This is a genomic window from Microbacterium sp. Ag1, from assembly GCF_001005635.1.
GTDB lineage: Bacteria > Actinomycetota > Actinomycetes > Actinomycetales > Microbacteriaceae > Microbacterium > Microbacterium oxydans.
Genome location: NZ_LBCR01000025.1, coordinates 76978 through 103024, shown reverse-complemented (window position 1 = coordinate 103024; position 26047 = coordinate 76978). Strand labels below are relative to the sequence as shown.

Sequence of the window (26047 nt, the reverse complement as noted above, 5' to 3'; positions counted from 1 at the left end):
GCCGCCCGCGCTTCGTGACGTACACGGCATCGTCGGGGTGACCGCACGGCGTAGCGCTCATCGGGCACCGCCTCGCGCGGGCGTGTGTACGCGAGCGTGCGCGCGCATGATGCGCGCAGGCGTGCGAGCGGGCACGGCGAGGACGCCGAGAGGGGGCGGCACGGGGTGGGGCGTGTGGGTCATGGCATCTCCCAGTGGGTCGGGTCGGTCGGGTCGAGGGTGAATAGGGCGGGCGGCTCGGGCACGGGTGCCGTCAGCGGGGGAGCGGGTGCGCGGCGGCGCTTCGGGATCGGGGAGAGTGTGAGATGTGCGACGGCTCGGCGGGCTTCGGCGTGCTCGCGGTCATCGAGTGCGGCGCATCGGCTACAGGCGGGCCGGTAAGCGTCGGGGTCGAGTGAGTACCACGCGGGAGCGCCGGAGCCGGAGACGCCGCGGATGCGGTCGCCGGGCGGAGCGATGCATGACCACACGCGAGCCCGCCGGCCACAGCGCCAGCAGGCGCGTGCAGAGGCCGGCCCGCGCTGGCGGCGGATGCGGGCGTGCAGGGCGAGGTATCCGGGCTGAGCGAGGCTGTAGCGCGTCGCGAGGGTGACCACGCCGAGGAATGCCGCCGGATTAAGGCGCGGCGGGGCCGTCTGCGAGCGAACGGAGCCGGGGTGCGGTAGTTGGCCGTCTGAGGAGTTCAAGCCGTCAGAGAGTCGTACAGCGCTTCGAGGCTCGGCGGGCGCGAGGGCTCGCGACGCTCGCACTGTTGCACGGGCGTTGCATGCATCGGCCTCGGCGAGCGCCACGCTGCCGACGGATGCGGAATCACGCGGCAGAATCGGCCCGCCGTCGCTGGTATCAAGCCAGTAGCGCGCGCTCATTATGCCGCCTCGGAGGTGAGCGCGGCGCGGGCCTCGGCGCAGACTTCGCCGCACACGTCCACGATGAGCCGGTAGGCGTCCTCTTGCACGTCGTCGGAGCGCCGCCACGGGTTCGGCACGGGGCGCGGCATCACGAGTGCATCCGTGCCCTTGAACACGAGGCGCACGATGCCCGCCGCGAACGGGTCGAGCGGCACGACGCAATCGGCGTTGCGGTCGTCCATCGTCAGGCGGCGGGCGAAGTGCGCGGAGCCGTCGAGGCCGTGCCGCTCCGCTGTGGCGAGCGTGCCGGGGTCCATCGGGTCGCCGTGCATCGCTGAGACGCCCACGGAAGCCGCTTCGACGTTCAGGCCGTGCTCAGCCGCCATGTCGCGCAACACGAGTTCGGCCAGCGGCGAGCGGCAGATGTTCCCGACGCACACGAACAGCACTCGCCAGGGACGCCCGACGACCGGCGGCGTGTGCAGGCGCTCCGCGCCCTCGGGCACATCCACGATGTACTCACCGCCGGGCGAGAACGGCCCAGCAGGGACGCGCCCGAGCATCCATCCCGGCTCGGCGTCGACCACGTAGAGGCGCGCCCGGTCCCGGTCGTACCGCGCGCCAAAGAATCGGGCGTCGTTCGGCGCGGTCGTCCAACTCAGCCCGCGGCTGTACTCGGGCACCGCGCCGCGGTAGAGCGTCAGCGTCTCGGTCGGGATCGCCTCGGGGGAACATGCGCCGCCGTAGAGGTATCCGACTTCGCGGAACAGCCGCACCCATTCGTCGCGGGGGAGTTCGCGCAGGGGCCAGCCGTCCGGCCCGGCGCCCTTCGCCCACGACACGCTGAGGATGGCGGCGAGCACGTCGAGCGAGATGCCAGTGCGGTGCCGGTCGGCGAACAGGCCGGGCAGGTCGGCGGGCGGGTGCGGGTTTCGCCCTTCCTCCCGCATGAGCATCATCCAGTCGTACGGATTCATCGTCGGCTCCAGAGTCCAGCGGCGTGCGCGGCGAGCCCTCGGCGCTCCAGCGAGCGGAGCACGCCCGCCGCGGTGCCGGGGTTCCATCCGGCGAGGTCCGCGACTTCCTCGCGCGTTCGCGGTCGAGCGCTGAGCACCACGAGCGCGGCGCGCTGAGGGCCGCTGAGGCCGGGCAGGGGCTCGGCGAGGGGTTCGGGCGCGTCACAGTCGGCGCATCCGGTCGTCGTCGCGCTGTAGCCGTCGATCAGGTGGAGCACGTCATACGCGCCGGACCCGCCGTAGGCGTCAATGTAGGCCATGACGGCGGTAGCCATCTCCGCCCAATCGGCGTAGCGGTTCATCGTTCCCACCTCGCGAGTTCGTCGGCGAGGTCATCGCGGCCCGCGAGCATGCGGAGCCCAAGGGCCAGGTTCTCGGGCATCTCTCGCTCGGCGGCGGCGCGGATCGCCTCGGCGCTGTAGCGTCCGCCGAATCGGTCGGCCACGGCTTGCACCGCGGCGGGGTCGAGCATCCGCCGCTCAGCGGCCCGTCGAGCACGTGCGGCGTCAGCTTCGGCGGCATCGAAAGCCTCGGCGGCGCGCCGAGCGTCGCCGCAAGTGCGGCAGGGCTCGGAGGCGTTGCCGTCGGGATGCTTCGGGCAGATCAGGGGGAGGGGCGCGCTCGCGCGCGCCTCGTTCCCCTGACTCTTGTTCTCTTGGTTCTCGTTCCGTGTCGCTTTCTGAGACGGGGGTGAGGCGCTTTCTGAGATGGGGGTGAGTCGCTTTGTGCGACTCACTGGAGCATCCGCGGGCAACTTATCCACAGGTGCGGCCAGCCCCTCGGGCGGCGTCGCCGTGTCCATCGCCACGGTGTATCGGTTGCTCGCTTGCCCGGCGGCATCGTGTCGCTTCGTGCGCGTGACGACGCCCAGCGCTTCGAGAGCGTCGAGAGCGCGGGCGACGGTCGCGCGGCTCACGCTCGCACGCTCAGCGATGGCCGCGAGGGACGGCCAGCATTCGCCGGTCTGGAGGTCGGCGAACGTCAGCAGGGCGACGTACACGGCGAGCATCGGCGGTGTCACGCTCGGGTGCAGAATCCACGTCGGCACGGTCGCGAACGGCAGACGGCGGGCGTAGGTCGTGATGTCCGCCACGGTGAACGCGCGGCGGCGAGCGGCGTGGGCGACGAATGCCTGTTCGCCGGTCACGGCTCAGCCCGCGCTCTCGGTGCTCTCAGCGCCGTTGCGCACGGGCCGTGCCCAGCGGTCGAGGTCCACGACACGCACGCGCAGGTCGCCGCGTGCGCCGAGACGCACGGCGGGGAGTTCGCCGCGGTCGATGGCGCGGCGGATCGTCTTGCGGTCAACGTCAAATCGGACGGCGGCGGATGTCAGCGACAGGTACACGGGTGCCGGAGGTGAAACGGGCATGAGCGACGCTCCGAGGTAGGCGGTATCGGGGTCGCGTTCACGGGACTAGAGCCCGCTCCGTTGCGTCCGGTGTAGCCGGGTCACGCGCTACGCGGGGCCGTCGCGCCCGCTCGGGCTCGATGCCCGCCTACAGGTCAAGTTACACCACATCGGGACAGATAGAAAGTCCAGTTCAGAGCGCTTTAACTATAGGGATCAGTCCTAGTTTCTAGCGGTGCAAGCGAAAGCGGCTCGCTAGTGTGACGGGCATGGACTGGTCGCCGTGGTTCCCACTCATTACCGCCCTGATCGGTGCCGCTGTCAGCCTTGGCACCGTCTTGCTGACGCAGGGCCTCGCAGAGCGGCGCGAGTCTCGCCGCGAGAAGCAGAAGCGCGAAGACGATGCGGTCGCTGATCTGCGTACAGAGGCGCGGCGCGTGGCAGACCTGTTCCTTGCCGAAACTATCGAATACGAACGCATCGCAACGGCGACAGCTGAAAACGACGAGTTCGACGCCCGATACGGGGAACATCTCTACGCCGAAAGCCTGTATCGACTAGGCCAAGCCATCAACATGCTCCCCAACGCCGAGGCGCGGGCGCAACTGCGGATGATCGTCGGCAATCTTCCGGATCGCCAGTCCTTTCCGTCCATCTTGATTGGCACGCCAAGTTGGATTCTGACCGTCCCGCTTCTGCTGAACGCCGCGCTCGACATCGCCAGCGCATACGCGCGCGGTGAGTCACCGGACCTAGACGAGGGGAAATGGTTTCGACGTATCGAGGCGGCATCATCGCAACTCAGCGATGAAATCGCCAGGGCAAAGGCGATGCACCCGGCGTACATCATGCAGGCCGTGAAGGCTCAGGAAGAAGCCGCCCGCGGCGACGGGTGAGGATCGAGGGAAGCGCGGGGGCGCCGGGTCCAACGCGTTGCGGTTACGCCGTGAGGGCGGCGGCGTCGAGAGCTTCGACTAGAGCCGCCTCGCGGCCTGTGCCGTGCGTGTACCGGAGTGCAATGCCCTCCGATGCTTGCCCGAGCCGGTCGGCCACCTCACGCGACGTAGCGCCCGCGGCGCTGTAGTGGCTCGCGGCGTAGTGGCGGAGCCCGTGCAACGGCAGATCGGGCCGCTTCGCCGCCTCGCGGGCGTTCTTCCAGTGCCGGGCGAACGTCGATTGCCGTAGGTGCGCAACGCCGTCAGCCGCAGGCCACAGCAGGGCGTCGGGGTTCAGCGGCACGCGCTCGGCCATGTGCGACAGCAGGGGCCGGTAGGCGACGGCGGGGAGCGGGACGACGCGCACGCCCGCGCCCGTCTTGGGCGCGCCGACGATGGCACCGCCGCCGGTCGTGTGCGTCACGCCTCGGGAGACGCGGAGAGCGACGCTGACGACCGCGCCCGCCTCGCGCGTCACGACGACATCGCCGCGCCGGAGTTCCCGCATCTCGCCGGAGCGCAGGCCGGACCACGCCGCGACGATGACGAACGACCGCAGGCGCTCGGGCATCGCGTCGATGATCGCGGCCAGTTGCTCGGGAGTCGGCGGCTTGACCGGCTTTCCGGTCGTCGCGGATGCCGCGCCGCGGATCGGCTCGGGGGCCTCGGCTAGCAGGCCGCGCGACACGGCGGAGCGGAGCACGGATGACAGTAGGGCGTAGGCGCGGGCCGTCTGCGTGACTTTGCCCGTCGCGAGCGCGGCGGCGTGCCAGTCCTCAACGGCGGCGCGGTCGATGGCCGACACCGGCGTGTCAGCCAGGGGAGCGAGTGGGTCATCGAGTAGACGACGGTACTCGGCTCGCGTCGTCTCGCGGATCGGCTTTCCGCTCGCGCTGTAGCGCTTGCTCAGCCAGTCGGTTGCGAACGCGGAGAACGGCAGGGTGCGGCGTTCGGCGTCACGTTCGGCGGCGGCACGTTCGGCGGCGGCGGCTTGACGGGCGGCGGCGGCGTCCTCCTTGCTCAGCCAGGTACCCGCGGCTATCTCGGCCTGAGTGCGCGAGAGATAGGCGCGGGCGGCACCCTTCGTCTCAAACGTCGTGGGGCCGGTGTGCCGCACGCCGTCAACGATGAACGATGCTTGCCAGCGCTTCGACGGCAGGCGGCGGAGAGCGCCCCACGCCTCACGGCTCATCGGTCGGCCTTTCGGGCGTCGGTAATGTCGTGCATGGGTCGATCCTTCCTATCGGCCTCTGACGGCCTCGCGGTGGCATCCGCGGGGCCGTCGCTCTGTTCCCGCCGTGCAATAACGTGCAACAGCGGTAGTCCCCGTTTGGGTTCGTTAGGGACAGTGTAGCGTGCCAGTAACGCCCAGAATGGGCGGATTAACGCGGGTTCGGTCCCCTCTATTACGCGCGCGCGCACGAGTGCGCGCTACTGGTTCGATCCCAGTATCGCGCACAGACAGAAACCCCCGGTTCTCCCGGGGGTTTTTTTGTGTTCCACGCTGCCCCTCAGGCCGGAGTGCGAGGATGTCGGACCGATGAACGGATGTCGGGCCCGAACCAGGCTTCAGGCTCTGCATCCGTTCGTCGACCCGACATCCGCCGCCGGCTCACGCGAGAAGCGTCTCCCCGATGTACCCGCCCTCCGTACATCCGGGCGGGATGGCGAACACCGCGGACCCGATCGGGACCGTCCATTCGTTGAGCAGGTCGAGCTCGTCCAGTCGACGCTGCATGGGGATGAACTGCCGCTCGATGTCGGCCTGGAATGAGATGAAGATCAGCCCGGACTCGGAGACTTCGGAGCCGACCGGACGTTCGTCGTAGTTGTACGCGCGGCGGAAGATCCTCTCGCTGCCATCGCCGCGCGCGCGCCGGATGTGCGCGAACTGCGGGATCACGGGGAACCCGATCGATGTCTTGGCCTCGAAGTCCGGTTCGTCGAACTCCTCCGTCCCGGTCAGTGGTGCCCCGTTGGCGAGGGTCCTCCCCACGGAGGCATCCCGACCGCCGCGGTCCAGCCGGTCCCACTTGTCAAGGTCCATCCGGATGCGGCGGAGCACAATGCCCGTGCCGCCCGCCAGCCACCCGTCCGCGCTCCACACGACCCCGTCGAAGTCCGCCGTTCCCGGTTCGGGGTTGGTGGTGCCGTCGACCTGCCCGAAGAGGTTGCGCATCGTCGTCCCTGGGCGCTCTGTACCGTAGGCGCGACGGAAGCCCTGCTGGGTCCATCGGATGCTCGCGAACCCACGGGCATCCTTCAACAACATCCTCGTCGCGTGCGCGACCGTCAGCGGGTCGTCACCGGCGATCTGGATCAGAAGGTCGCCGTCCGAGAACTCCGGCCGCAGCTGATCCACACCGAACGCCGGCAGAGGCGCGAGCCACGTCGGGCTCGTTCTGCCTGTGCGGGCGACCAGGCCGGGGCCGAAGCCGAAGGTGATGGTCAGCCGTGCCGGGGCGAGGGCCAGCTCCGGCTCGGAATCGGCGAGGGCGGGGACCCCCTGTGTGAGCCGGGCCGCATCGTCCGTCAGGATCCGCATCAGGCGGACGAGCCCTTCGCGGTCCACGTCATCATGGAGGTCGAGGCCCACGAAAACACCGTGAGCTTGTGCCGCGGTGTCGACACCGGCCTGGTGCGTGCCGAAGAAGGGCACCGTCTGGTCGCCGTTCATCGGAGCGGCGACCGGCTTCGCGTCGTCCTTCTGGTCGTTCAGGGCGAGATCCACTCCGACCGCCGCGACCGCGCCGACGCCGGCGACAGCTCCTCCGAGGAGGAACTGTCGCCGGGTCGACCCGGTGCGACGGGAGCGGGCGCCCTCAGCGGGCGCCGACATCACTGCCCCGAGCCGTCTTGCATGTCGCCGCCCTCGTAGTTCTCGTTTGCACCGGAGTAATCCTTGACAGGTGCGGTGAACTCGAATGTCGAGTCATCGGAGAAGGTCAGGGTGAAGGTGACGTCACTGCCTGCGGTGAGGGGACCCGTCAGATCCATCATCATGATGTGGTTGGCGCCGGGTTCCAGAGGGAGGCTCCCACCGGCGGGAATAATGAAGCCGCCGTCCTTCTCGCGCATCACCATCTCTCCGGCCTCGTTCTCGACAGTCTCGTGCAGCTCGAGCATGTTCGACGCCTCGGACGCGACGGAGACGACGGTCACATCGTCGTCTCCGCTGTTGACGAGTGTGCCGAATCCTGCCGACATGCCCTCGTCGGCCGACTTGACCCAGGCATCCTCGATGGTGACGGTCTCGCCGGCCGGGCGGGGCGCCGATTCGGTCGGAGTGCTCTCCGGAGTGCACCCCGTGAGTGCGAGGAGGGAGACAGCGATCACAGCTGCCAGACGGGGAAGGTTCTTCGTGGTGTTCATGATGGTGTCTTTCACAGGTCATCTGCCGCGGAACCGCCGGCTTCCGGCGGTGCGGCTGCCGTCCGAGGACGGCGAAGGAATCGAATGGCGACGAAGACGAGGACGGCGATCGTCGCCCCGCCTGCGCCGATGAGCAGCACCCTGGGGATGCCGCCGGAATCTGCTGCGGTCTGATCCGACTGTCCTGCGGATGCCGGAGGGTTCTCTGTCGAGCCGCCGGCCGTCGGGGCCCGCATCGGCTCGGCATCGCCGACCGTGAAGGGGATGACGCCCGCGATCGGGTGGCCGTCCTCCGACACGACCTGCCAGCGCACCTGGTAGCCCGCGACAGGCATCTCGGGAGCGAGCGGGGCCGTGACGGTGCGCCCGGCGACGGTGACGTCGCCGGCGACCCAGTCCTTTCCCGAGGCGTCGACGACCAGGACGACGGCCCCGGTCAGCGATTCGTCGAGGATCAGGAGCTCGCCGGAGAACGTCATCGTGATGCTTCCGGGGGCGGATGCCAACTGCTCATCGGCGGCCGGAGTGCTGGATACCAGCTGGTCGTGGGCAGACGCGGGTGTGGCGATCGCGAGGGTCGCGACCGTCGCCAACGCCAGCCCGGCCGCAATCCTGCGGACAGGGGACATGGGAATGGCCTCTCATCAGACGTCGCGTGCGCGACGTTCATGCATGCGTTCAGAACCCGCGCGCATCGAGCGCGCGGCGGTGACGCACCACGGGGCCGGTGGGCCCAGGGCGCGGATCAGATCGCAGCGGCGAGAGGGGGTGCACGACCTCTGAGAGTCGCGAGAAGTATGAGGCTGGTGGCCTCATCGACGTCGAACCGCCCGGGAAACGCATCGACGACGTCGATACCGGGGAGCACGAGGACGTGATCGACACGCCGACGCACCCACCGGATGAGCTGAGCGGCGAGATCCCGCACGGCGATGAGCAGGCGCTCACCGCGGTACAGCGCCGCGATCGTCAGCACGGCGGCGAGAGCGTGTCCGACCCACATGGACGCGTCAGCGCTCACCTCCGCCGGAATGCCCGTCGTCGGGGGAATCACCAGAGGGCCGCCGTGCACGTGTGGTGTCGAGACGCCGGACGGCGTGACCGTGCCGAGTATGAAGAGCGTGTGGAAGAGGAACTGGCTCATCGCCACGGACAGCCCGAGGCGGATCAGCGAGAGCGACCGCCCGGCGAGGAGCACGCAGATCATGAATGAGAACACCCACGGCACGAGGATGCCGAGCGGCCCCGGCATCTGCCCTCCGCCGGTGACGTGACCGGCGAGGGCGACGAAGATCGCCAGGGAGGAAGCAGCGAAGCCGCGGATGACGGCTGGCTTCCTGGACTCGGTCACGGCACCAGTCTGGCATGGACGGCGCGGACACCTCATCGCATGCCGCAGCGCCGCGTCCGCTCTCAGCTCATTCGCGCGGTGACTTCGGCGCTCTCTTCACGACGTCGTATGCGGAGAGCGCAGCCTTCCGCGTCTCGCCGAGGTCGACGATCGGCTCTGTGGGAGCGTCGGCTGCCCAACGGGAGATGTAGAGGTTCTGGGGGTCGAACTTCTTCGCCTGGAGCTCGGGGTTGAACACGCGGAAGTACGGCGCCGCATCGGCGCCCGAGCCTGCGACCCACTGCCAGTTGAACGGGTTGTTCGCCTCGTCGGCGTCGACCAGCGTGTCCCAGAACCACTCCTCTCCGCGGCGCCAGTCGATGAGCAGGTTCTTCACCAGGAAAGAGGCGACGACCATCCGCACCCGGTTGTGCATGTAGCCGGTGTGCCAGAGTTCGCGCATCCCGGCATCCACGAGCGGTACACCTGTCTCGCCGTGCTGCCAGGCGTCCAGGTGCGCGGGGTCCAGCGGCGGCCAGGGGAAGGCGTCGAACTCCGGACGGAGGTTCTCGGTGGCGAGATCGGGGGAGTGGTACAGCGTGTGCCAGGCGAACTCGCGCCACCCCAGCTCGGAGAGGAACCCGCCCGCCCCCTCGACGCCGACAGCCTCTTGCCATACCGTGAAGGGACTGATCTCCCCCCAGCGGAGGTGCGGAGACAGCAGCGACGTGGCTCCGGCGGCAGGTTCGTCCCGCGCCCGGTCGTAGTCCCGGAGGTCCTCGTCGAGGAACCGACGCAGACGTCGTCGCGCCGCGGGCTCGCCGGGTTCCCAGGCCTCGCGAAGTCCGCCTGCCCAGTCGGGCCGGGTGGGCAGCAGACCCCAGTCGTCGAGGTCATCGGATGCGGGTGCATCGCCCACGCCCGGAATCGAGCGGGGCTCCGGAAAGGGAGCGCGGGGGGCGGGAAGAGAGAGGCACGCGCGCCAGAACGGCGTGTAGACGGAGTAGTGCGTTCCGCTGCCCGTCGTCACAGTCCACGGCTCGTGCAGCAGGGAGCCCGCGAACGAGACGGTCTCGATCCCATCCGCCCGCAGGGCGGTCTTCAGAGACGAATCGATCTCGCGCTCGGCGCCGCCGTACCGTCGGTTCCAGAACACGGCTTTCGCGTCGATCTCCGAAACCAGCTCGCGCACGACACGCTCGGCGGCGCCGCGGCGCAGCACGAGATCACCGCCACGCTCGCGCAGGCGCTCCCCGAGCGACGCGAGCGAATGGTGGAGCCACCAGCGGGCCGCACCGCCGAGAGGTCGGACACCGGGGGATTCCTCGTCGAGCACGTAGAGCGCGAGCACCGGTTCCCCTCGGTCGATGGCAGCCCGAAGCGCCGGGTTGTCTGCGAGCCGGAGATCATCTCGGAACCATACGAGCGAGGGGGACGTCATGATGTCATTCTCCTGGAGTGCGCGATCTCGGGTCACGCGCGACGCCGGCGGCTGCGTCGGCCGCGTGGGGTCGAGTCGCTTGTGGACCACAGCGCCCACAGGACCAGGAGCGGCTGCAGGAAGAGCCTGCCGAGACGTCGTGCATCCGTGTCGAGTCCCGGCGTCGACCGCTTGGTCCGCCACTGGTGGACGTTGCCCGGCATCACTGCGACGAAGAACGCGGCGGTCGCCCAGCCGATGCGGCGGCGTCCCTTCGGGAGCACGAGCAGTCCTGCGGCGAGCGCGATCTCGGCGGCGCCCGAGGCGATCACGATCGTGTCCTTGTCGAGTCGAGTCAGGCGGGTGGCCCAATCGGGCACGACCACACGGAATCCGCGGGTGCTGAGGAAGTGGCCGACCCCGATCGCGCCGAGCGCGACCGCCAGGATCCATCGTGCGACTGCTCTGTCCATCCGTTCACGTTACGTGATGCTCCCCGGTGCGCGGATGACGTCCGCTGTGAGTTCCGCCTCACTCCACGAGGGACGGCCTCTCGCGCTCCCAGGAGCGGAACGCATCGACGATCTGCGGAGTGTGGGTGTGATGGAGGTAGTGCCCGCCGTCGAGCGGCACGACGGTGCCATCCGCGACGGTTGCGGCCTGCTCCTCGTGCACCTGCAGCCACGTGGGCACGGTCGGATTGTCGGAGACGACGAACAGCAGCAGGGGAAGGTCTTCGGGGAACGTCGTTCCGAGTGCGTCTCGGAAGTTCACGGGGAGCAGTGACATCGCGTTCAGGTAGGTCGGGCTCAGCGTGTTCCGATCGGTGAGCAGGGCGATCTGCGCGCGTGCTTCTTCGGAGTAGACGGCCTCGTCGTACCCCGTGCCGCGAATCGAGGCGACGAGACGAGCGAGTCCGAGGTTCTTCGCAGCGCCGAACAGCCCGACCGGCAGCTCCGTGTCGGAGCCCGGCTGGCCGGGGACGCTGCTATCGATCCCCACGAACGCCCGCACCTCGTCGGGATAGCGATTCGCGAACTGGATGCCGTAGAGGCCCGCGATGGAATGCCCCATCAGCACGTACTCGTCGACCCCGAGCTGCTGCAGGGCGGAGTGGGTCTCGCTCACGATGTTCTCGGTGGTGCGCGGCTGATCCGTACCGTCGCTCAGCCCATAGCCGAAGGGCTCCACCACGATCACGCGATGGTCCTGCGCGAGCTCGGCGACGAGCGGCTCGAAGTCGAGGACGGGCGATGCGGTGCCGAAGCCGGGAAGAAGCACCACGTCCTCCGCGCCCTCGCCGACGATCAGCACGTTCATCTCCCGACCGTCCACAGCGACCTTCTGCCCGTAGGGTTCGATGCGATCCTGTTCGACCGCGGTCGCGACCACGTTTCCCACGGTGGTCGTCGCAAGGCCCAGCGCGACCACCCCGATGACGGAGGCGACCGCGATGAGCGTTCTCTTGACGTGCTTGTTCATGCAGACCTCTCCGAGTGCACTCCGTGTGCAGCCTCCCTTCCAGCTTTCCGATGCGCGTGCGCTACCGCATCGTCGTGCCGTGGGCATTCGTGTACCGCGATCGCGGTATCCCGTCTCATCCCGCCGGGGGATCCCCGGCGCGACGGTGCGCGGAATACTGGTGTGATGTCGGCAGCTCGTCCTCCACGAATCGCGTCGCTGTTCGGCAACGTGCTCGCCGTGCTCGTCGTGACGCTGTTCGCCGTGTCGCCGTTCCCCGACGACGGCTTCCGCGCGGACGGATGGCTGATGGTGGTCGCGCTCCTGCCGGCGGCCGCGATGCTGCTCCGTCGCCGTTTCCCGCTCTTCACGCTCGGCGTCAGCCTGGCATGCGCCGTGTTCCTGGCGTTCGCCGGAGTGGTGTCACCGAGTGCGCTCATCGCTGTGGCGATCAGTGCATTCGCCACCGTGGATCGGCGCGGGCGTCTCGTGGGGGTCACTGCCGTCGGCGCGGCGACGGCGATCGTGTTCTTCGTCAGTGCGATCCCGCTCGGCGGCGATCTCTGGGACGCCCGCGCGCTGCAGTTCGTGTTCATCGTCGCTCTCGCCGGCGCGCTGGGCGACGCCACCCGGTCTCGCAGGGAATTCGTCATCGCGATGACCGAACGCACGGAACGTGCGGAGCAGGGACGCGAGGAGGAAGCGCGACGTCGGGTCGCCGAGGAGCGGGTGCGCATCGCTCGCGACCTGCATGACGTGGTGGCGCACCAGATCTCGGTCATCAGTCTGAACGCCGGCGTCGCCTCATCCGCGTTGGACCTCCGGCCGGAGCGGGCGCGGGAGGCGCTGAGCACGATCCGTCGTTCCTCGCGCACGGTTCTCGCCGACATCGGGGGACTGATGGCACTTCTTCGGTCCGACGATTCTGAGGACGTCCGTGATCTGCGCCCGCAGCGGGGACTCGCCGACCTCGACGCTCTGGTCGCGCAGTTCCGCGAGGCGGGGCTCCGTATCGAGCTGCAGGACGACCCGGATCGACCGCAGCTGTCGCCGGCAAGCGACCACGTCGCGTTCCTCGTGATCCTCGAAGGTCTGACGAACGCCCACAAGCACGGGGCAGGTGACGCGGCGCTCGTCCGGATCCGCACTGAGCAGGACTCGCTCCGACTCACCATCGTCAATCCCGCGGTAGATGAGGCGGGGGCTCCTGCCGCGTCAGGGGGTCACGGGCTACGAGGGCTTCGCGAGCGCGTCGTCGCCGTTCGCGGCGACGTGCATACCGGCAGGGTCGGCGAGGAGTTCCGACTGGATGTGCGGATTCCGCTGGAAGGAGGTCAGCGATGATCCGTGTGCTCGTGGTCGATGACCAGCCGCTGGTTCGCCAGGCCGTTCGCGACATCCTGATCGACGGCGGCGTCGAGGTGATCGGCGAAGCGGCGAACGGGCGAGACGCCGTCGCGCAGGTGCGCCGGTCGAGCCCCGATGTCGTCGTGATGGACATCAGGATGCCTGAGCTCGATGGGATCGCGGCCACCGCCCAGATCACGGGTTCGTCCCCGTCCTCGGCGACCCGCGTGCTCATCCTGACGACTTTCGAGGAGGACGACTATGTCGTGGCAGCCCTTCGAGCCGGCGCCAGCGGCTTCGTGGGCAAGGGAGCGGAGCCGGAGGAGATCGTCGACGCCGTGCGGGTCGTGCACCGGGGGGATGCGCTCCTCTCCTCGGCGGCGACTCGTTCGCTGATCGAGCGTTCGGTGCTGCCGCAGCTCCCGCGTGCTGAAGCATGGCACGATGAGCCGTTGCGACAGCTCACCGACCGCGAGCGTGAGGTGCTGCTCCTCGTGGCGCGGGGCGATTCGAACCAGGACATCGCCGAAGCACTCGTGATCTCACCCCACACCGCGAAGACCCATGTGAATCGCATCATGTCCAAGCTGCAGGCGCGCGATCGGGCCCAACTGGTGATCCGTGCCTACGAGTCGGGAGTCGTGATCCCCGGGGCGTGAACGGCCTCCCGTGAGACGACGGGGCCGGACATGCTCGTGGCGGTCAGGACGACGGGATCATGCGAGTAACCTGGGTATCGACCCAGATGGAGAGAGTTTCTGTGCCTGAAAACGCCCGGCCGAATGACGGCTTCGCCCTGTTCACTGACCGAAACGTCGTCGCGATGCGCGTCAACGGCGAGCTCAAGGACCTCGCCACGACCGTGACCGAGACCGACGAGGTCGAGGCGGTCACGATCGACAGCACGGACGGATTGAACATCCTCCGTCACTCGGCTGCCCACGTGCTGGCGCAGGCGGTGCAGCGCATCAACCCGCAGGCGAACCTCGGGATCGGCCCGCCCATCACCGACGGCTTCTACTACGACTTCGGCGTGGAGACCCCGTTCACGCCGGAGGACATAAAGGCCATCACCAAGGAGATGCAGCGCATCGTCCGCGAGGGCCAGCGGTTCGTCCGCCGTGTCGTGACCGACGAGGAGGCCCGCGCCGAGCTCGCGAACGAGCCGTTCAAGCTCGAGCTCATCGGGCTCAAGGGCCCGGGCAAGGAGGTCGCCGAAGGCGCCTCTGTCGAGGTCGGCGAGGGCGAGCTGACGATCTACGACAACACCACCCGTGACGGCGAGGTCGTCTGGAAGGACCTCTGCCGCGGACCGCACCTGCCCAATACGCGCATGATCGGCAACGGATGGGACCTCACCCGCATCGCTGCCGCGTATTGGCGCGGCAGTGAGAAGAACCCGCAGCTGCAGCGCATCTACGGCACCGCGTGGCCGACCAAGGACGAGCTCCGCGCGTATCAGCACCGACTCGAGGAAGCAGCCAAGCGCGATCACCGCCGCCTCGGCAAGGAACTCGATCTGTTCTCGTTCCCCGAGGAGATCGGGTCGGGCCTGTCCGTGTGGCACCCGCGCGGCGGCGTGATCCGCGGTGAGATGGAGCAGCACGCGCGCAAGCGCCACATCGAGGGCGGATACACCTACGTGTACACCCCGCACATCTCGAAGGAAGACCTCTTCCTCACCTCGAACCACCTCGTCACGTACAAGGAGGGCATGTTCCCGCCGATCGTGATGGACGAGGAGCGCGACGACGAGGGCAACATCACCAAGCAGGGCCAGGACTACTACCTGAAGCCCATGAACTGCCCGATGCACATCCTCATCTACAAGGAGCGCGCCCGGAGCTACCGCGACCTCCCGCTGCGCTTCGCGGAGAACGGCACGGTCTACCGCAACGAGCTCTCCGGCGCACTGCACGGTCTCACGCGCGTGCGAGGCTTCACCCAGGACGACTCGCACCTGTTCGTCACGCCCGACCAGCTCGAGGCCGAGGTCGCCAAGGTCCTCGACTTCATCCTCTCGATGCTCCGCGATTTCGGTCTGACCGACTTCGAACTCGAGCTGTCGATGAAGGACGACGAGAAGTCCAAGTGGATCGGCTCGGACGAGTTCTGGGAGTCGTCGACCGACGCGCTGCGCCGTGTCGCGGTGGCGTCAGGGCTCAAGCTCACAGAGGTCCCCGGTGAGGCCGCGTTCTACGGCCCGAAGATCGACCTCAAGACGCGTGATGCGATCGGTCGCACCTGGCAGCTCTCGACTGTGCAGGTCGACCCGAACCTGCCGGAGCGCTTCGACCTCGAGTTCATGGACAAGGACGGGCAGAAGAAGCGCCCGATCATGATCCACCGCGCGCTGTTCGGCTCGATCGAGCGGTTCTTCGCGATCCTGCTCGAGCACTACGCGGGTGACTTCCCGGTGTGGCTGTCTCCCGTGCAGGTCGTGGGCATCCCGGTGGCGGACGACTTCGCCGACTACTTGGGCGACGTGATCGACACACTGCGCTCTCAGGGCGTGCGTGCCGAGCTCGACACGTCCGACGATCGCATGCAGAAGAAGATCCGGACGCACACGACCGGCAAGGTGCCGCTGCTGCTGATCGCGGGGGAGAAGGACCGCGACGCTGGCACCGTCTCTTTCCGCTACCGCGACGGGGCGCAGGAGAACGGTGTACCGATCGCGGACGCCGTAGCGCGCATCCGCGCGGCCATCGACTCCCACGCCCTCGTGCAGACAGCAGGGGACCTGGCGTGACCGACGGGGAGCAGCCGCTGGAGGATGCCGGACGCCTCGCCGGGGTGCCGGACGAGTTCCAGCGACTGTGGACCCCGCACCGGATGGCGTACATCCAGGCGGGACCGGAGCCTCTGCGCGAAGAGTGCCCGTTCTGCGAGGCACCGAAGTTCCCGGATGCCGAGCGGCTGGTCGTCGCACGCGGCGAGACGGCGTACGTGTTGCTGAACCTCTTCCCGTACAACTCCGGCCATCTCCTGGTCTGCCCCTACCGTCACATCGCCACCTACGACCAGGCGACGCCGGAGGAGGTCGCCGAGATCGGCGCGCTCACCCAGACGGCGATGCGCGTGCTGCGCGAGGTCTCGCGCTGCGACGGCTTCAACCTGGGCATGAATCAAGGCGCCGTGGCGGGGGCCGGCGTCGACGCCCACCTGCACCAGCACGTGGTGCCGCGGTGGACGTCGGACGCGAACTTCTTCCCGATCATCGCGAAGACCAAGGCGCTCCCGCAGCTGCTGGGCGAGGTGCGCGAAGCCGTGGCTGACGCCTGGCCTCGCCCGAACGCGTGACTCGCGGTGTGCTGAACCCGATGGCTCTCCGGCATCGCATCGCCGCAGCAGCGATCGTCCTCGGCGTCGCCTCATCCATGGCCGCCTGTGCACCGCAGCCCGATCCCCAGCGGACGGCGACACCGACGGCGGCACCGACGGCGGCACCGACGAGCGTAGAGGACGAGGGGCGCGCCTTCTACCTCGCCCAGGGGTTCGCGGAGAACGAGGGACGCCTCTCTCCGAAGACCCCGGCACAGCAGGCGCTGGTCGACGACGTGATCGAGAGCGGAGTCTGGGCAGGCATACCCGATGAGGACGTCGCCTGGATGAGCCTCGAGCTCACGATCGACGTCTGCCTCGTCGCGATCGAGTCCGAGCACAGGGTCGATGCGGGCAAGGTCGGTGACCACATCGATTCCTCCGAGATCATCGGCTCCTGGTCGAATGCGTTCGAAGAGAGCGACCCCGGTCTGCCTTTCATGCTCGGAGGCCTGGCGATCTCAGGCATGAAGTATCTCTGCCCCGATGACCACCCCGGTTGGCTCGCCGCGTATCGCGAGCTGCCCATCCCCACCGGATGACGGACGCCCGGCTCAGCGCACCTGTCGCGCCGTGAACTGCAGCCGCGGGTTCGCGTAGAACTCCTGGGCCTCGACGAGCTGCAGCTCGCGCTCTCCGGACTCGAGCGTCGCCTTGAGCAGGTCGTACACGCTGGACGCCGTGCGCTCGAGCGCGACCTTGGCGCTGCCGGTCTCGACGTAGTGCGCAGTGAAGAGCGCGGCGGTCACGTCCCCGGAACCATTCGCCTTCATGGGCAGGTGCGGGGTCTGCACGAGCCAGGCACCCTTCTCATCGGCGGCGAGCATCTCGATCGTCCCCTCTTCGCGATCGGGGCGCTCGACACTGGTGACGAGCACGGTGCGCGGACCCATCGCGTGCGCGAGATCGACCGACGCGAGAGTGGACTCCAGCGTGTCAGGCTCCGTGTCGGTGAGGAAGCCGAGCTCGAACTGGTTCGGGGTGATGATGTCGGCGACGGGAACCACGCGCTCACGCAGCAGCACCGGGATCGCGGGGGCGACGAAACATCCCGAATTCGCGTTGCCCATGACCGGGTCGCAGGCGTACACCGCGTTCGGGTTCGACGCCTTCACTCGTGCGACGGCGTCGATGATCACGTCCCCGATGCCCTCTCCACCCTGGTAGCCGCTGAGAACGGCGTCGATCTGGCCGAAGACACCGCGTTCCTCGATGCCGGTGATGACCTCGCGGACGTCACCCGGGGCGATCAGGGGACCGCGCCAGGCGCCGTAGCCGGTGTGGTTGGAGAAGTTCACGGTGTAGACGGGCAGCACCTCGACGCCGATGCGCTGCAGCGGGAACACGGCGGCCGAGTTCCCCACATGCCCGTAGGCAACGGCTGACTGGATGGAGAGGATCTTCATTCTCCGACTCTTTCGTTCAGGGCGGGCCGGTGCCCGCGAGGTGTGGTCATCGCCCGGCGGCGACGAGGTCTGCGACCAGCGACTCTGCTTCATCGCCGGACAGGTCATGCACGGTGAGACGCAGATGATGAGAGGGCTCCGCCTTCTCATCGAGCGCGAAGTCGTCGCCGGTGCGGGCGAGCCATCCGCGGCGCATGAGGCGGTCGGCGATGGTCCGAGCCGGCTGGGAGAACTCGACCCACAGGCTCATGCCGTCGGACACCGTGGCCTCGATACCGCTCGCTCGGAGTCGTTCGGCGAAGGCGGCGTTGCGCTGCGCGTAGTGCTCCGCAGCCGCTGCCACCTCCGACATCGCCGTCTCGTCGGTCAGCTGTGTAAGGGCGAGACGCTGCAGCAGGTGGCTCACCCATGTCGTTCCGGGGCTCAGCCGCATCGCGAGGCGCTCGGCGGTCTCCGCGTCCGTCGCTGCGATCGCGAGGCACATGTCCGGACCAAGGAACTTCGAGACAGAGCGTACGAGGGCGAACCGGCGATGCTCGGGTCCGATGAGCGACTCGTACGGTCGCTGCGAGAGCATCGAGAAGTGGTCGTCCTCGATGATCAGCACATACGGGTGGTCGGCGAGCACGGCACGGAGTTCGGCGGCCCGGGAAGCGGTGAGGCTCGCGCCGGTCGGATTCTGCGCCCGCGGCGTGCAGATGATGGCACGGACGCCCGCCTCCAGCGCGGTTCGCAGACCGTCGACGGTCATGCCCTCGGCGTCGACGGGGACGGGAACCGCGCGATAGCCGCCCAGCCGCACCGTGTGGATGCTCGCGAGGAAACAGGGATCCTCCAGGGCGACGGCGTCATCGCGCATCAGCGCCTGGGCGAGCAGCCGCTCGACGGCGTCGACCGCTCCACTGGTCACGGTGATACGGAAGTCGACGCCGTCGAGGTCGCGCGAGATCCAGCGCGTCGACCACTCCTCGAGTCCGCGATCGATCACGGGCTCGCCGTAGAGCACAGGGCGGGAGGCGATGGTCATCAGGGCCGGTGCAGGATCGGGGATCAGGCGGGGGTCGGGGTTCCCTGTGCCGATGTCGCGGAGGACGGTGTCGGGGGCATAGCCTTCCTGCGCCACTGCCTCCAAGCCGGCGACGATGGTCCCTGCTCGTCCGCGAGACAGCACGAGCCCCGCCTGGGCGAGCTGACGATACGCGGCGACGGCGGTGTTCCGGTTGACGCCGAGCGTGGCGGCGAGCTCCCGCACCGGGGGGAGGACGCTGCCGGGGCGGAGGATTCCGCGGTCGCGCAGGGAGCGCACGCTGTCGGCGATGTCCGCTGCGGTGGTGCCTGTGATCTGGTCGCTCATGGTCCTCCTCAGCGATTCTAGGTCGAATCGGACAGTGCTATGTTTGATCTAGATCAAACCCGACTTCGGTGCATCCGACAGGAGTTCCCATGGCAGACCAGACAACCACCGGATCGCCGCGCGTCAAGCGCGGTCTCGCCGAGATGCTGAAGGGCGGCGTCATCATGGACGTCGTCACGGCGGATCAGGCGAAGATCGCCGAAGACGCCGGAGCCGTCGCCGTCATGGCGCTCGAGCGCGTCCCGGCCGACATCCGCGCGCAGGGTGGTGTCTCCCGCATGAGCGACCCCGACATGATCGACAGCATCATCGATGCGGTGTCCATCCCCGTGATGGCCAAGGCGCGCATCGGTCACTTCGTCGAGGCGCAGGTGCTGCAGGAACTCGGCGTGGACTACATCGACGAGTCGGAGGTCCTCTCGCCTGCCGATTACGTGAACCACATCGACAAGTACGGCTTCACGGTTCCGTTCGTCTGCGGCGCGACCAATCTCGGTGAGGCGCTCCGCCGCATCAACGAGGGCGCAGCCATGATCCGGTCCAAGGGTGAGGCGGGAACCGGCGACGTTTCCGAGGCGATGAAGCACATCCGCAAGATCCGCGGCGAGATCGCGGCTCTCACGTCCCTGCCCAAGGACGAGCTGTTCGTGGCGGCCAAGGAACTGCAGGCACCGTACGAGCTGGTCGCCGAGATCGCCGAGACCGGCAAGCTTCCCGTCGTGCTGTTCGTGGCCGGTGGTGTCGCGACGCCTGCGGACGCAGCCATGATGATGCAGCTCGGCGCCGACGGCGTGTTCGTCGGATCGGGGATCTTCAAGTCGGGCAACCCTGCGGAGCGGGCGAAGGCGATCGTCAAGGCGACGACCTTCTTCGATGACCCGAAGGTCATCGCCGAGGTCTCGCGTGGATTGGGTGAGGCCATGGTGGGCATCAACGTCAGCGACCTTCCCGCGCCGCACCGTCTCGCCGAGCGTGGCTGGTAACACCAGGGTCGGTGTGCTCGCGCTGCAGGGCGACGTGCGCGAGCACGCCGCCCTGCTCTCGAGTCTCGGTGCCGACGTGGCGTTGGTGCGACGCCCCGACGACCTCGCATCGGTCGACGGGCTCGTCATCCCGGGCGGCGAGTCGAGCGTGATCGACAAGCTGTCGCGCGTCTTCGGGATGCAGCAGCCCATCCGCGAGGCCATCGCGGCAGGCATGCCGGTCCTCGGCACGTGCGCGGGACTGATCATGCTCGCCGACGAGATCGTCGACGCCATCGAGGGACAGGAGTCGTTCGGAGGGCTGGATGTCGTCGTGCGCCGGAACGCCTTCGGCCGTCAGGTCGAATCCTTCGAAGCGCGACTCGACGTTCCCGCACTCGGCGCGGATCCGGTGTCCGCAGCGTTCATCCGCGGACCGGTTGTCGAGTCGGTCGGTCCGAGGGCCGACGTGCTGGCGTCCCTGCCCGATGGACGCGTGGTCGCCGTGGAGCAGGGCGACCTGCTCGGTCTGAGCTTCCACCCGGAGATCACGGGAGAGACGAGGTTCCACGAGCGCTTTCTCGCTCGCGCAGACGCACGTCGCCGCGCTGCGGCGCGGTAGATCGTCGGCTCAGATCAGGCCCGAGAGCCACCGCAGAGCCGGCATCGCCTGCGCGCGCTGGAACTCCCGCAGGCCGGGGAGCTGCGGGATATCGGGTTGCGCCTGCTGGAACCAGAGGAACGATGCGAAGGCGGAGATCACGGCGAGCAGCTCAGCTTGAGGTGGTGCGCCGTGCTCTTCGAACACAGCCCACGCCTCCTCGCAGGCGGGGCCTCCGGATGCCTCGATGCTGGGGAGCAGACAGGGGAGGTCGATCCACGCGGCGCCCCTGCGCGCGTGCGGCCAGTCCAGCAGGTGTGCCCGTCCAGCGCTGATCAGGATGTTGTCTGCGCGCACATCGTCGTGCACGATGACGTCGCCGTGTACCGCGCTGCGGAAGCTCTCCTCGAGGCGCAGCAACGCCGGCATCCGCGCGGGGAGGCCATGGGGGAGCGCCTCGCGCATTCCCCGATCCGCAGCGATCTCCGTCCACCTGGTGAAACCGGGGATCATGACAGCCTCTGCTCGAGGCATATGCGAAGGCGCAGGGGTGGTCGACAGCACGCGCAGGGCCTTGGCTACGGCGTGCAGGTCCGCCGTCGTCCACGGCTGGCCGGGGTGGCGGCCGTCGATCGCCTCGATCACGAGCGCCGTACCCGTCGGGTCGTCGATGGCTCCGAGGAGTCGTGGGGCAATGGCGGTCGGCAGATGCGAGAGCGTGCGCATCTCCTCGCTGAGGAAGTGCAGCGAGTCCGCGTGCCAATCCGCACCGCAGGCCTTGACGAATGCGCGCCCCGTCGTGGTCGTGACGACGCCGGCGTAGGAGGCGCTGAAGCCGCCATGGGCTGGGGCCTCCTGCATGAGATCACCCCCGATCGCGGAGATGATCCGAGATCGAAGTGGCTTCGGGAGCGTATGCCAGTCGGGCCGGAGCCGATCTGCTCCCGTCGTCATCGTGCTGTCTTCTCGACGCCGGGTCCGTCGCGTTCGACTCCGCGCCGATGGGAGAGCATCCACTCATAGAGTTCGGGGTTCTCGTACGTCTCGGTCCATGAGTCGTGACCGACGCCCGCGTACCGGGTGAAACGCACGTCAGCGTCGAGGGCCCGCAGCTCGTCGACGATCTGCTCTGTCGCGGCGATCGGCACGACGTCGTCCGCGTCGCCGTGGAACGCCCAGGAGGGGATCGCGCGGATCGGAGCGGCGCTCTGCATCCACAGGCCACCGCAGATCGGTGCGATGGCCGCGAATCGATCGGGGTAGCGCACCGCGAGCGACCAGGTGCCGAAACCGCCCATGCTGAGTCCTGTCACCGAAACGCGCTCCTCGTCGACCCTGTGTGTGGAGCTCACCTCATCGATCAGTGCGGCCAGCGTCGAGAGCTCGGCGACCCATTGACTCGCCGAGGCGCACTGGGGTGTGACGAGGATGAAGGGGAACTCCTGCCCGTCGTCCGCCAGCCTGGGCGGACCGTGGACGGCGGCGAGATCGAGGTCGGAACCCCGTTCGCCTGCACCGTGCAGGAAGAGCACGAGCGGCCAGAGCCGGTGCGGATCATCGTCGTAGCCATCAGGGAGGTGGAGCAGGTACCGCAGGGTGTCGGCGGGCGCCGGTGCGCCGTCAGGAACCTCTGCCGAGCGGAGGGCGGGAGAGATGTGTCGTGATCTGCGCATGCTCCCATCCTGCGCCACCCGAGGCGTTCGTTAGAATGGACGATGCGCTGAGCGCGAGCTCATGCGGATACGACGAGCGGAGACTTATGTCCGGGCATTCCAAGTGGGCGACCACGAAGCACAAGAAGGCCATCATCGACTCCAGGCGCGCGAAGTCCTGGGCCAAGCTCATCAAGAACATCGAGGTCGCCGCCAAGCTCGGCGGACCGGACCTGGCGGGCAACCCCACCCTCTTCGACGCGGTGCAGAAGGCCAAGAAGACCTCGGTCCCCAAGGACAACATCGACCGCGCGGTGAAGCGCGGTGCCGGTATCGGCGGCGAGGCCGTCGAGTACCTCTCGATCATGTACGAGGGATACGGCCCCAACGGCGTCGCGCTCATGATCGAGTGTCTGACCGACAACAAGAACCGGGCGGCCGCTGAGGTTCGCACGGCTCTCAGCCGCAACGGCGGCACGCTCGCAGACCCCGGCAGCGTGGCCTACAACTTCAGCCGCAAGGGCGTCATCGTCGTCGGCTCCGAGGGCACCACCGAGGATGACGTGATGATGGCTGCGCTCGAGGCCGGTGCGGAGGAGATCGAACCGCACGCCGAGGGCTTCGAGGTGATCACGGAGGCGACCGACCTGGTGGCTGTGCGCAGCGCGCTCCAGGAGGCCGGCATCGACTACGAGTCCGCCGACGTCGAGTTCGTCCCGAACCTCAAGGTCGAGATCGACGCCGACACCGCGCGCAAGATCTTCCGCCTGATCGATGCCCTGGAAGACAGTGAAGACGTGCAGAACGTGTTCACCAACTTCGATCTGAGTCCCGAGGTCCAGGCGGAGCTGGAGAACGACGACGCCTAGGCGCGCCGGGCGACCAGTGTCGGATCGGCGGCCTAGCCTGGGGGAGTGACCTCCTCTCTGCGTGTGCTCGGCATCGACCCCGGTCTCACCCGCTGCGGTGTGGGGGTCGTGGATGTCGACGGATCGCGCCGCGGAACGCTCGTGCACGTCGGGGTGATCCGTTCCTCGCCGGAAGCGGAGATCGGGGAGCGTCTCTCGATCGTGGCCGCCGGTATCCGCGCCGTGATCGCCGAGCATCGACCTGATGCCGTCGCCGTCGAGCGGGTCTTCGCGCAGCAGAACACGCACTCGGTGATGGGCACCGCACAGGCCAGTGGCGTCGCGTTGCTGATCGCCTCCGAGTCGGGGCTCCCCGCAGCCACGCATACGCCGAGTGAGGTCAAGGCCGCCGTCACCGGATACGGTGCTGCCGACAAGCGGCAGGTGCAGACGATGATCGCCCGCATCCTGCGCCTCGACGCACTGCCGCAACCGGCCGATGCCGCCGACGCACTGGCCATCGCCCTCTGCCACGCCTGGCGCCGCGGGGGAGCAGCGGCGACCGCCCCCGGGGCCCTGACTCCCGCTCAGCGTGCCTGGGCCGAGGCCGAGAAGCGTGTCGGTCGAACATACCTACGAGCGACGCCGTAGGCTGAGGGGATGATCTCCTCTCTGCACGGCGTCGTCCTGCATGCGGCATCCGATCAGGTCGTCATCGATGTGGGCGGGGTCGGATTCGCGGTCGCGGTGCCCGCCGATGTCGCGCACACCGCGACGGTGGGAGAGAAGCTGCTGCTGCACACCAGCCTCATCGTCCGTGAGGACTCGCTGTCGCTGTTCGGCTTCGCCGACCGTGGTGAGCTCGAGATCTTCGGACTGCTGATCAGCGTGACCGGCGTCGGTCCGAAGTCGGCACTCGGCGTGCTCTCGCACCTCACGAGCGATCAGATCGCCGAGGCCGTCACCGCGGAGGATGACGCCCCCTTCCGACGCGTTTCCGGCATCGGCCCCAAGACGGCGAAGCTCATCGTACTGCAGCTCGCCGGCAAGGTGCAGGCGTTCGCGGCTCCGGCGAAGCCCGCCGCGGGCGGCGGCGCCGATGTCGTCACGCAGGTGGCCGCGGCACTCGTGGGGCTCGGCTGGTCGGAGAAGGTCGCCGCAGACGCCGCCGCCCAGACGGCAGCGGATGCCACGGAGGCGGAGAGCGCATCCGTGGCTTCGCTGCTTCGTCGTACGCTCGCCCTGCTCGGCCCGGCGCAGGGAGGCCAGGCGCGTGTCTGATCCCCTCGACGCCGGCGAGCCCTCCGACGAGACCGAACTCGCCATCGAAGGCGCCCTGCGGCCGACGAGCCTCGGAGAGTTCGTGGGCCAGCAGAAGGTGCGCGGTCAGCTGCAGCTGCTCCTCGAGGCCGCCCGCATCCAGAGTCGTCCCGCCGATCACATCCTCTTGGCGGGACCTCCCGGCCTGGGGAAGACGACGCTCGCGATGATCGTCGCACACGAGAGCGAACGTCCGCTCCGGCTGTCCAGCGGCCCGGCGATCCAGCACGCCGGTGATCTCGCGGCCCTGCTCTCGAGCCTGGTCCCCGGTGAAGTGCTCTTCATCGACGAGATCCACCGCATGGCGCGCTCCGCCGAGGAGATGCTCTATCTCGCGATGGAGGACTACCGCATCGACATCATGGTCGGGAAGGGCGCGGGAGCGACGAGCATCCCGCTCGAACTCTCGCCGTTCACCCTGGTCGGCGCGACGACTCGCTCCGGGCTGCTGCCCAACCCGCTCCGCGACCGCTTCGGGTTCACCGGTCACCTCGAGTTCTACGAGGTGGGCGAGCTGGAGCAGGTGATCGCACGATCCGCGGCCGTGCTCGGCGTCGACCTCCCGACCGACTCGCTCGCCGAGATCGCCCGACGCTCCCGTGGCACCCCGCGCATCGCGAACCGCCTCCTTCGCCGGGTGCGCGATTATGCGCTGGTGCACACGGGGGGAGTTGCGACCATCCGCGAGGTCCGTGCGGCCCTGGATCTGTACGACGTCGATCCGATCGGTCTCGACCGCCTGGACCGTGCCGTGCTCGAAGCGCTCGTCCGGCGGTTCCGCGGTGGCCCGGTCGGCCTCAGCACGCTCGCTGTCGCCGTCGGTGAGGAAGCCGAGACCGTGGAGAGCGTGGTCGAGCCGTACCTCGTGCGCATCGGGTTCCTCGGGCGCACGCCCCGCGGCCGTGTGGCGATGCCGGAGGCGTACGCGCACCTGGGTGTCGCGCATCCGGACGGGATGCTTAAGTTGGATGACCTATAATCACTGAAGACTTCCCGGATACCTTCGCGCGCCCAAAGGCTGGAGCGTGCACCTGAGAAAGGCGCTTCCCCCATGCCCATGGAATTCCTGCTCTTCGGCCTCCTCGCCGTTCTCCTCGTCTTCATGATCTTCAACACGCGTAAGCGCACGAAGCAGATGAAGGCCGAGCAGGAGGAGAAGGCCACCAAGACCGTTCCGGGCGCCAAGGTGCTCCTCCAGGGCGGTATCTACGGGACGATCGTCGCGTACGACCCCGACGACCTCGACACCCCCGCGCTCGTCGAGATCGCTCCCGGCACCATCATCGACGTGCACAGCCAGGCGATCCTGCGCGTGGTCGAGCCCAAGGATGCCGCCGTCGACGCACCGTCGGACGACATCGTCGAGGAGCGTGTCGTCGAGGAGCCGGTCGCCGATGAGCCGGTCGCTCCCGCTGTCGAGACCCCCGAGGAGACCCGCGCTCGCCTCGAGCGCGACGCCGACGACAAGTAACGCCGAGGCCGACGCGGCCCCTCGGATCTCCG

Annotated in this window: 30 protein-coding genes; 13 read left to right on the top strand and 17 right to left on the bottom strand. The window is 68.5% G+C overall.

Going from position 1 to position 26047, the window contains the following annotated elements; all coding sequences use genetic code 11:
• Positions 1-179 precede the first annotated feature (179 nt).
• From AAY78_RS19675 to AAY78_RS04655, 5 genes are all read right to left on the bottom strand, one after another.
• A complete protein-coding gene (locus AAY78_RS19675) occupies positions 180-686 on the bottom strand; it encodes a hypothetical protein (protein ID WP_156172612.1) in 507 nt (168 codons plus the stop codon).
• A 179-nt stretch (positions 687-865) separates the two neighbouring features.
• Entirely contained in the window at positions 866-1825 is a 960-nt protein-coding gene (locus tag AAY78_RS19175) for an arsenate reductase/protein-tyrosine-phosphatase family protein (protein WP_052748651.1), read from the bottom strand.
• Positions 1822-2166, bottom strand: a complete 345-nt coding sequence (locus tag AAY78_RS04665) for a MarR family winged helix-turn-helix transcriptional regulator (protein WP_046747182.1) — start codon at positions 2164-2166, stop codon at positions 1822-1824. The genes AAY78_RS19175 and AAY78_RS04665 overlap by 4 nt, the downstream gene beginning before the upstream one ends.
• Positions 2163-3011, bottom strand: coding sequence for a helix-turn-helix domain-containing protein (locus AAY78_RS19170; protein WP_052748650.1), 849 nt, complete (start codon positions 3009-3011; stop codon positions 2163-2165). Before AAY78_RS19170 ends, AAY78_RS04665 begins: the two co-directional genes overlap by 4 nt.
• Before the next feature lie 3 nt (positions 3012-3014).
• Complete coding sequence (locus AAY78_RS04655; RefSeq protein ID WP_046747181.1) at positions 3015-3233, bottom strand: helix-turn-helix domain-containing protein; 219 nt, start codon at positions 3231-3233, stop codon at positions 3015-3017.
• A gap of 248 nt (positions 3234-3481) precedes the next feature.
• Between AAY78_RS04655 and AAY78_RS04650 the strand changes: the two genes are divergently transcribed.
• The gene (locus AAY78_RS04650; protein WP_046747180.1) at positions 3482-4108 is read left to right on the top strand and encodes a hypothetical protein; all 627 of its coding nucleotides are present in this window, start codon (positions 3482-3484) and stop codon (positions 4106-4108) included.
• Between the two features lie 43 nt (positions 4109-4151).
• On the opposite strand, the gene AAY78_RS04645 is transcribed toward AAY78_RS04650, so the two are convergent.
• From AAY78_RS04645 to AAY78_RS04610, 8 genes are all read right to left on the bottom strand, one after another.
• On the bottom strand, positions 4152-5339 hold the full coding sequence (locus AAY78_RS04645) for a tyrosine-type recombinase/integrase (protein ID WP_046747179.1): 1188 nt from the start codon (positions 5337-5339) through the stop codon (positions 4152-4154).
• A gap of 420 nt (positions 5340-5759) precedes the next feature.
• Positions 5760-6986 (bottom strand): Dyp-type peroxidase, encoded by a 1227-nt coding sequence (locus AAY78_RS04640; RefSeq protein ID WP_046747178.1) that lies wholly within the window; start codon positions 6984-6986, stop codon positions 5760-5762.
• Complete coding sequence (locus AAY78_RS04635) at positions 6986-7519, bottom strand: copper chaperone PCu(A)C (RefSeq protein ID WP_046747239.1); 534 nt, start codon at positions 7517-7519, stop codon at positions 6986-6988. Before AAY78_RS04635 ends, AAY78_RS04640 begins: the two co-directional genes overlap by 1 nt.
• An 11-nt stretch (positions 7520-7530) precedes the next feature.
• Positions 7531-8148, bottom strand: coding sequence for a copper resistance CopC family protein (locus tag AAY78_RS04630; RefSeq protein ID WP_046747177.1), 618 nt, complete (start codon positions 8146-8148; stop codon positions 7531-7533).
• Between the two features lie 116 nt (positions 8149-8264).
• Positions 8265-8870, bottom strand: coding sequence for a hypothetical protein (locus tag AAY78_RS04625; RefSeq protein WP_052748648.1), 606 nt, complete (start codon positions 8868-8870; stop codon positions 8265-8267).
• A 67-nt stretch (positions 8871-8937) separates the two neighbouring features.
• Complete coding sequence (locus tag AAY78_RS04620; protein WP_046747176.1) at positions 8938-10290, bottom strand: cryptochrome/photolyase family protein; 1353 nt, start codon at positions 10288-10290, stop codon at positions 8938-8940.
• A gap of 32 nt (positions 10291-10322) precedes the next feature.
• Complete coding sequence (locus AAY78_RS04615; protein ID WP_046747175.1) at positions 10323-10742, bottom strand: DoxX family protein; 420 nt, start codon at positions 10740-10742, stop codon at positions 10323-10325.
• A 58-nt stretch (positions 10743-10800) separates the two neighbouring features.
• Positions 10801-11751, bottom strand: a complete 951-nt coding sequence (locus AAY78_RS04610; protein ID WP_046747174.1) for an alpha/beta fold hydrolase — start codon at positions 11749-11751, stop codon at positions 10801-10803.
• A 165-nt stretch (positions 11752-11916) separates the two neighbouring features.
• Here AAY78_RS04610 and AAY78_RS04605 point away from each other — a divergent pair, with 165 nt between their 5' ends.
• From AAY78_RS04605 to AAY78_RS04585, 5 genes are all read left to right on the top strand, one after another.
• Positions 11917-13074 carry a histidine kinase gene (locus AAY78_RS04605; RefSeq protein ID WP_046747173.1) on the top strand — a complete coding sequence of 386 codons (1158 nt, stop codon included), beginning with the start codon at positions 11917-11919 and terminating at the stop codon, positions 13072-13074.
• Complete coding sequence (locus tag AAY78_RS04600) at positions 13071-13736, top strand: response regulator transcription factor (RefSeq protein WP_046747172.1); 666 nt, start codon at positions 13071-13073, stop codon at positions 13734-13736. Before AAY78_RS04605 ends, AAY78_RS04600 begins: the two co-directional genes overlap by 4 nt.
• A gap of 164 nt (positions 13737-13900) precedes the next feature.
• Positions 13901-15829 carry a threonine--tRNA ligase gene (gene thrS / locus AAY78_RS04595; RefSeq protein WP_231589656.1) on the top strand — a complete coding sequence of 643 codons (1929 nt, stop codon included), beginning with the start codon at positions 13901-13903 and terminating at the stop codon, positions 15827-15829.
• Positions 15826-16380 carry an HIT family protein gene (locus AAY78_RS04590; RefSeq protein WP_046747170.1) on the top strand — a complete coding sequence of 185 codons (555 nt, stop codon included), beginning with the start codon at positions 15826-15828 and terminating at the stop codon, positions 16378-16380. The genes thrS and AAY78_RS04590 overlap by 4 nt, the downstream gene beginning before the upstream one ends.
• 20 nt (positions 16381-16400) lie before the next feature.
• Positions 16401-16943: a hypothetical protein gene (locus AAY78_RS04585; RefSeq protein WP_156172611.1), complete on the top strand. Its 543-nt coding sequence runs from the start codon at positions 16401-16403 to the stop codon at positions 16941-16943.
• Between the two features lie 12 nt (positions 16944-16955).
• Here AAY78_RS04585 and pdxY read toward each other — a convergent pair whose 3' ends face one another.
• Entirely contained in the window at positions 16956-17807 is an 852-nt protein-coding gene (gene pdxY, locus AAY78_RS04580) for a pyridoxal kinase PdxY (RefSeq protein WP_046747168.1), read from the bottom strand.
• Positions 17808-17853: 46 nt separating this feature from the next.
• Complete coding sequence (locus AAY78_RS04575) at positions 17854-19161, bottom strand: aminotransferase class I/II-fold pyridoxal phosphate-dependent enzyme (protein ID WP_046747167.1); 1308 nt, start codon at positions 19159-19161, stop codon at positions 17854-17856.
• A gap of 89 nt (positions 19162-19250) precedes the next feature.
• Between AAY78_RS04575 and pdxS the strand changes: the two genes are divergently transcribed.
• Entirely contained in the window at positions 19251-20144 is an 894-nt protein-coding gene (gene pdxS, locus AAY78_RS04570; protein ID WP_046747166.1) for a pyridoxal 5'-phosphate synthase lyase subunit PdxS, read from the top strand.
• Positions 20134-20745: a pyridoxal 5'-phosphate synthase glutaminase subunit PdxT gene (pdxT, locus tag AAY78_RS04565; protein WP_046747165.1), complete on the top strand. Its 612-nt coding sequence runs from the start codon at positions 20134-20136 to the stop codon at positions 20743-20745. Before pdxS ends, pdxT begins: the two co-directional genes overlap by 11 nt.
• A 9-nt stretch (positions 20746-20754) precedes the next feature.
• Here the strand turns inward: pdxT and AAY78_RS04560 are convergent, their stop codons facing one another.
• The gene (locus AAY78_RS04560) at positions 20755-21585 is read right to left on the bottom strand and encodes a phosphotransferase (RefSeq protein ID WP_231589653.1); all 831 of its coding nucleotides are present in this window, start codon (positions 21583-21585) and stop codon (positions 20755-20757) included.
• A gap of 89 nt (positions 21586-21674) precedes the next feature.
• The gene (locus tag AAY78_RS04555) at positions 21675-22397 is read right to left on the bottom strand and encodes a dienelactone hydrolase family protein (protein ID WP_082108569.1); all 723 of its coding nucleotides are present in this window, start codon (positions 22395-22397) and stop codon (positions 21675-21677) included.
• An 86-nt stretch (positions 22398-22483) separates the two neighbouring features.
• Here AAY78_RS04555 and AAY78_RS04550 point away from each other — a divergent pair, with 86 nt between their 5' ends.
• From AAY78_RS04550 to AAY78_RS04530, 5 genes are all read left to right on the top strand, one after another.
• On the top strand, positions 22484-23245 hold the full coding sequence (locus AAY78_RS04550) for a YebC/PmpR family DNA-binding transcriptional regulator (RefSeq protein WP_046747163.1): 762 nt from the start codon (positions 22484-22486) through the stop codon (positions 23243-23245).
• Positions 23246-23290: 45 nt separating this feature from the next.
• Positions 23291-23875: a crossover junction endodeoxyribonuclease RuvC gene (gene ruvC, locus AAY78_RS04545; protein WP_046747162.1), complete on the top strand. Its 585-nt coding sequence runs from the start codon at positions 23291-23293 to the stop codon at positions 23873-23875.
• 9 nt (positions 23876-23884) lie between these two features.
• Positions 23885-24505, top strand: coding sequence for a Holliday junction branch migration protein RuvA (gene ruvA / locus AAY78_RS04540; RefSeq protein WP_046747161.1), 621 nt, complete (start codon positions 23885-23887; stop codon positions 24503-24505).
• Positions 24498-25523 carry a Holliday junction branch migration DNA helicase RuvB gene (gene ruvB / locus AAY78_RS04535; protein ID WP_046747160.1) on the top strand — a complete coding sequence of 342 codons (1026 nt, stop codon included), beginning with the start codon at positions 24498-24500 and terminating at the stop codon, positions 25521-25523. Before ruvA ends, ruvB begins: the two co-directional genes overlap by 8 nt.
• Before the next feature lie 72 nt (positions 25524-25595).
• A complete protein-coding gene (locus tag AAY78_RS04530) occupies positions 25596-26015 on the top strand; it encodes a preprotein translocase subunit YajC (RefSeq protein WP_375140915.1) in 420 nt (139 codons plus the stop codon).
• Positions 26016-26047: the final 32 nt, after the last annotated feature.

Coding starts and splice junctions, on each gene's coding strand:
- AAY78_RS04620 (WP_046747176.1), bottom strand. CDS start 10,290: ATGACGTCCCCCTCGCTCGTATGGTTCCGAGATGATCTCCGGCTCGCA.
- AAY78_RS04630 (WP_046747177.1), bottom strand. CDS start 8,148: ATGTCCCCTGTCCGCAGGATTGCGGCCGGGCTGGCGTTGGCGACGGTC.
- AAY78_RS19175 (WP_052748651.1), bottom strand. CDS start 1,825: ATGAATCCGTACGACTGGATGATGCTCATGCGGGAGGAAGGGCGAAAC.
- AAY78_RS04550 (WP_046747163.1), top strand. CDS start 22,484: ATGTCCGGGCATTCCAAGTGGGCGACCACGAAGCACAAGAAGGCCATC.
- AAY78_RS04615 (WP_046747175.1), bottom strand. CDS start 10,742: ATGGACAGAGCAGTCGCACGATGGATCCTGGCGGTCGCGCTCGGCGCG.
- AAY78_RS04655 (WP_046747181.1), bottom strand. CDS start 3,233: ATGCCCGTTTCACCTCCGGCACCCGTGTACCTGTCGCTGACATCCGCC.
- AAY78_RS04560 (WP_231589653.1), bottom strand. CDS start 21,585: ATGCAGGAGGCCCCAGCCCATGGCGGCTTCAGCGCCTCCTACGCCGGC.
- AAY78_RS04555 (WP_082108569.1), bottom strand. CDS start 22,397: ATGCGCAGATCACGACACATCTCTCCCGCCCTCCGCTCGGCAGAGGTT.
- AAY78_RS04530 (WP_375140915.1), top strand. CDS start 25,596: ATGCCCATGGAATTCCTGCTCTTCGGCCTCCTCGCCGTTCTCCTCGTC.
- AAY78_RS04605 (WP_046747173.1), top strand. CDS start 11,917: ATGTCGGCAGCTCGTCCTCCACGAATCGCGTCGCTGTTCGGCAACGTG.
- ruvA (WP_046747161.1), top strand. CDS start 23,885: ATGATCTCCTCTCTGCACGGCGTCGTCCTGCATGCGGCATCCGATCAG.
- AAY78_RS04665 (WP_046747182.1), bottom strand. CDS start 2,166: ATGAACCGCTACGCCGATTGGGCGGAGATGGCTACCGCCGTCATGGCC.
- pdxY (WP_046747168.1), bottom strand. CDS start 17,807: ATGAAGATCCTCTCCATCCAGTCAGCCGTTGCCTACGGGCATGTGGGG.
- AAY78_RS04600 (WP_046747172.1), top strand. CDS start 13,071: ATGATCCGTGTGCTCGTGGTCGATGACCAGCCGCTGGTTCGCCAGGCC.
- thrS (WP_231589656.1), top strand. CDS start 13,901: ATGCGCGTCAACGGCGAGCTCAAGGACCTCGCCACGACCGTGACCGAG.
- AAY78_RS04650 (WP_046747180.1), top strand. CDS start 3,482: ATGGACTGGTCGCCGTGGTTCCCACTCATTACCGCCCTGATCGGTGCC.
- AAY78_RS04575 (WP_046747167.1), bottom strand. CDS start 19,161: ATGAGCGACCAGATCACAGGCACCACCGCAGCGGACATCGCCGACAGC.
- AAY78_RS04585 (WP_156172611.1), top strand. CDS start 16,401: ATGGCTCTCCGGCATCGCATCGCCGCAGCAGCGATCGTCCTCGGCGTC.
- pdxS (WP_046747166.1), top strand. CDS start 19,251: ATGGCAGACCAGACAACCACCGGATCGCCGCGCGTCAAGCGCGGTCTC.
- AAY78_RS04645 (WP_046747179.1), bottom strand. CDS start 5,339: ATGAGCCGTGAGGCGTGGGGCGCTCTCCGCCGCCTGCCGTCGAAGCGC.
- AAY78_RS04635 (WP_046747239.1), bottom strand. CDS start 7,519: ATGAACACCACGAAGAACCTTCCCCGTCTGGCAGCTGTGATCGCTGTC.
- AAY78_RS04610 (WP_046747174.1), bottom strand. CDS start 11,751: ATGAACAAGCACGTCAAGAGAACGCTCATCGCGGTCGCCTCCGTCATC.
- AAY78_RS04640 (WP_046747178.1), bottom strand. CDS start 6,986: ATGTCGGCGCCCGCTGAGGGCGCCCGCTCCCGTCGCACCGGGTCGACC.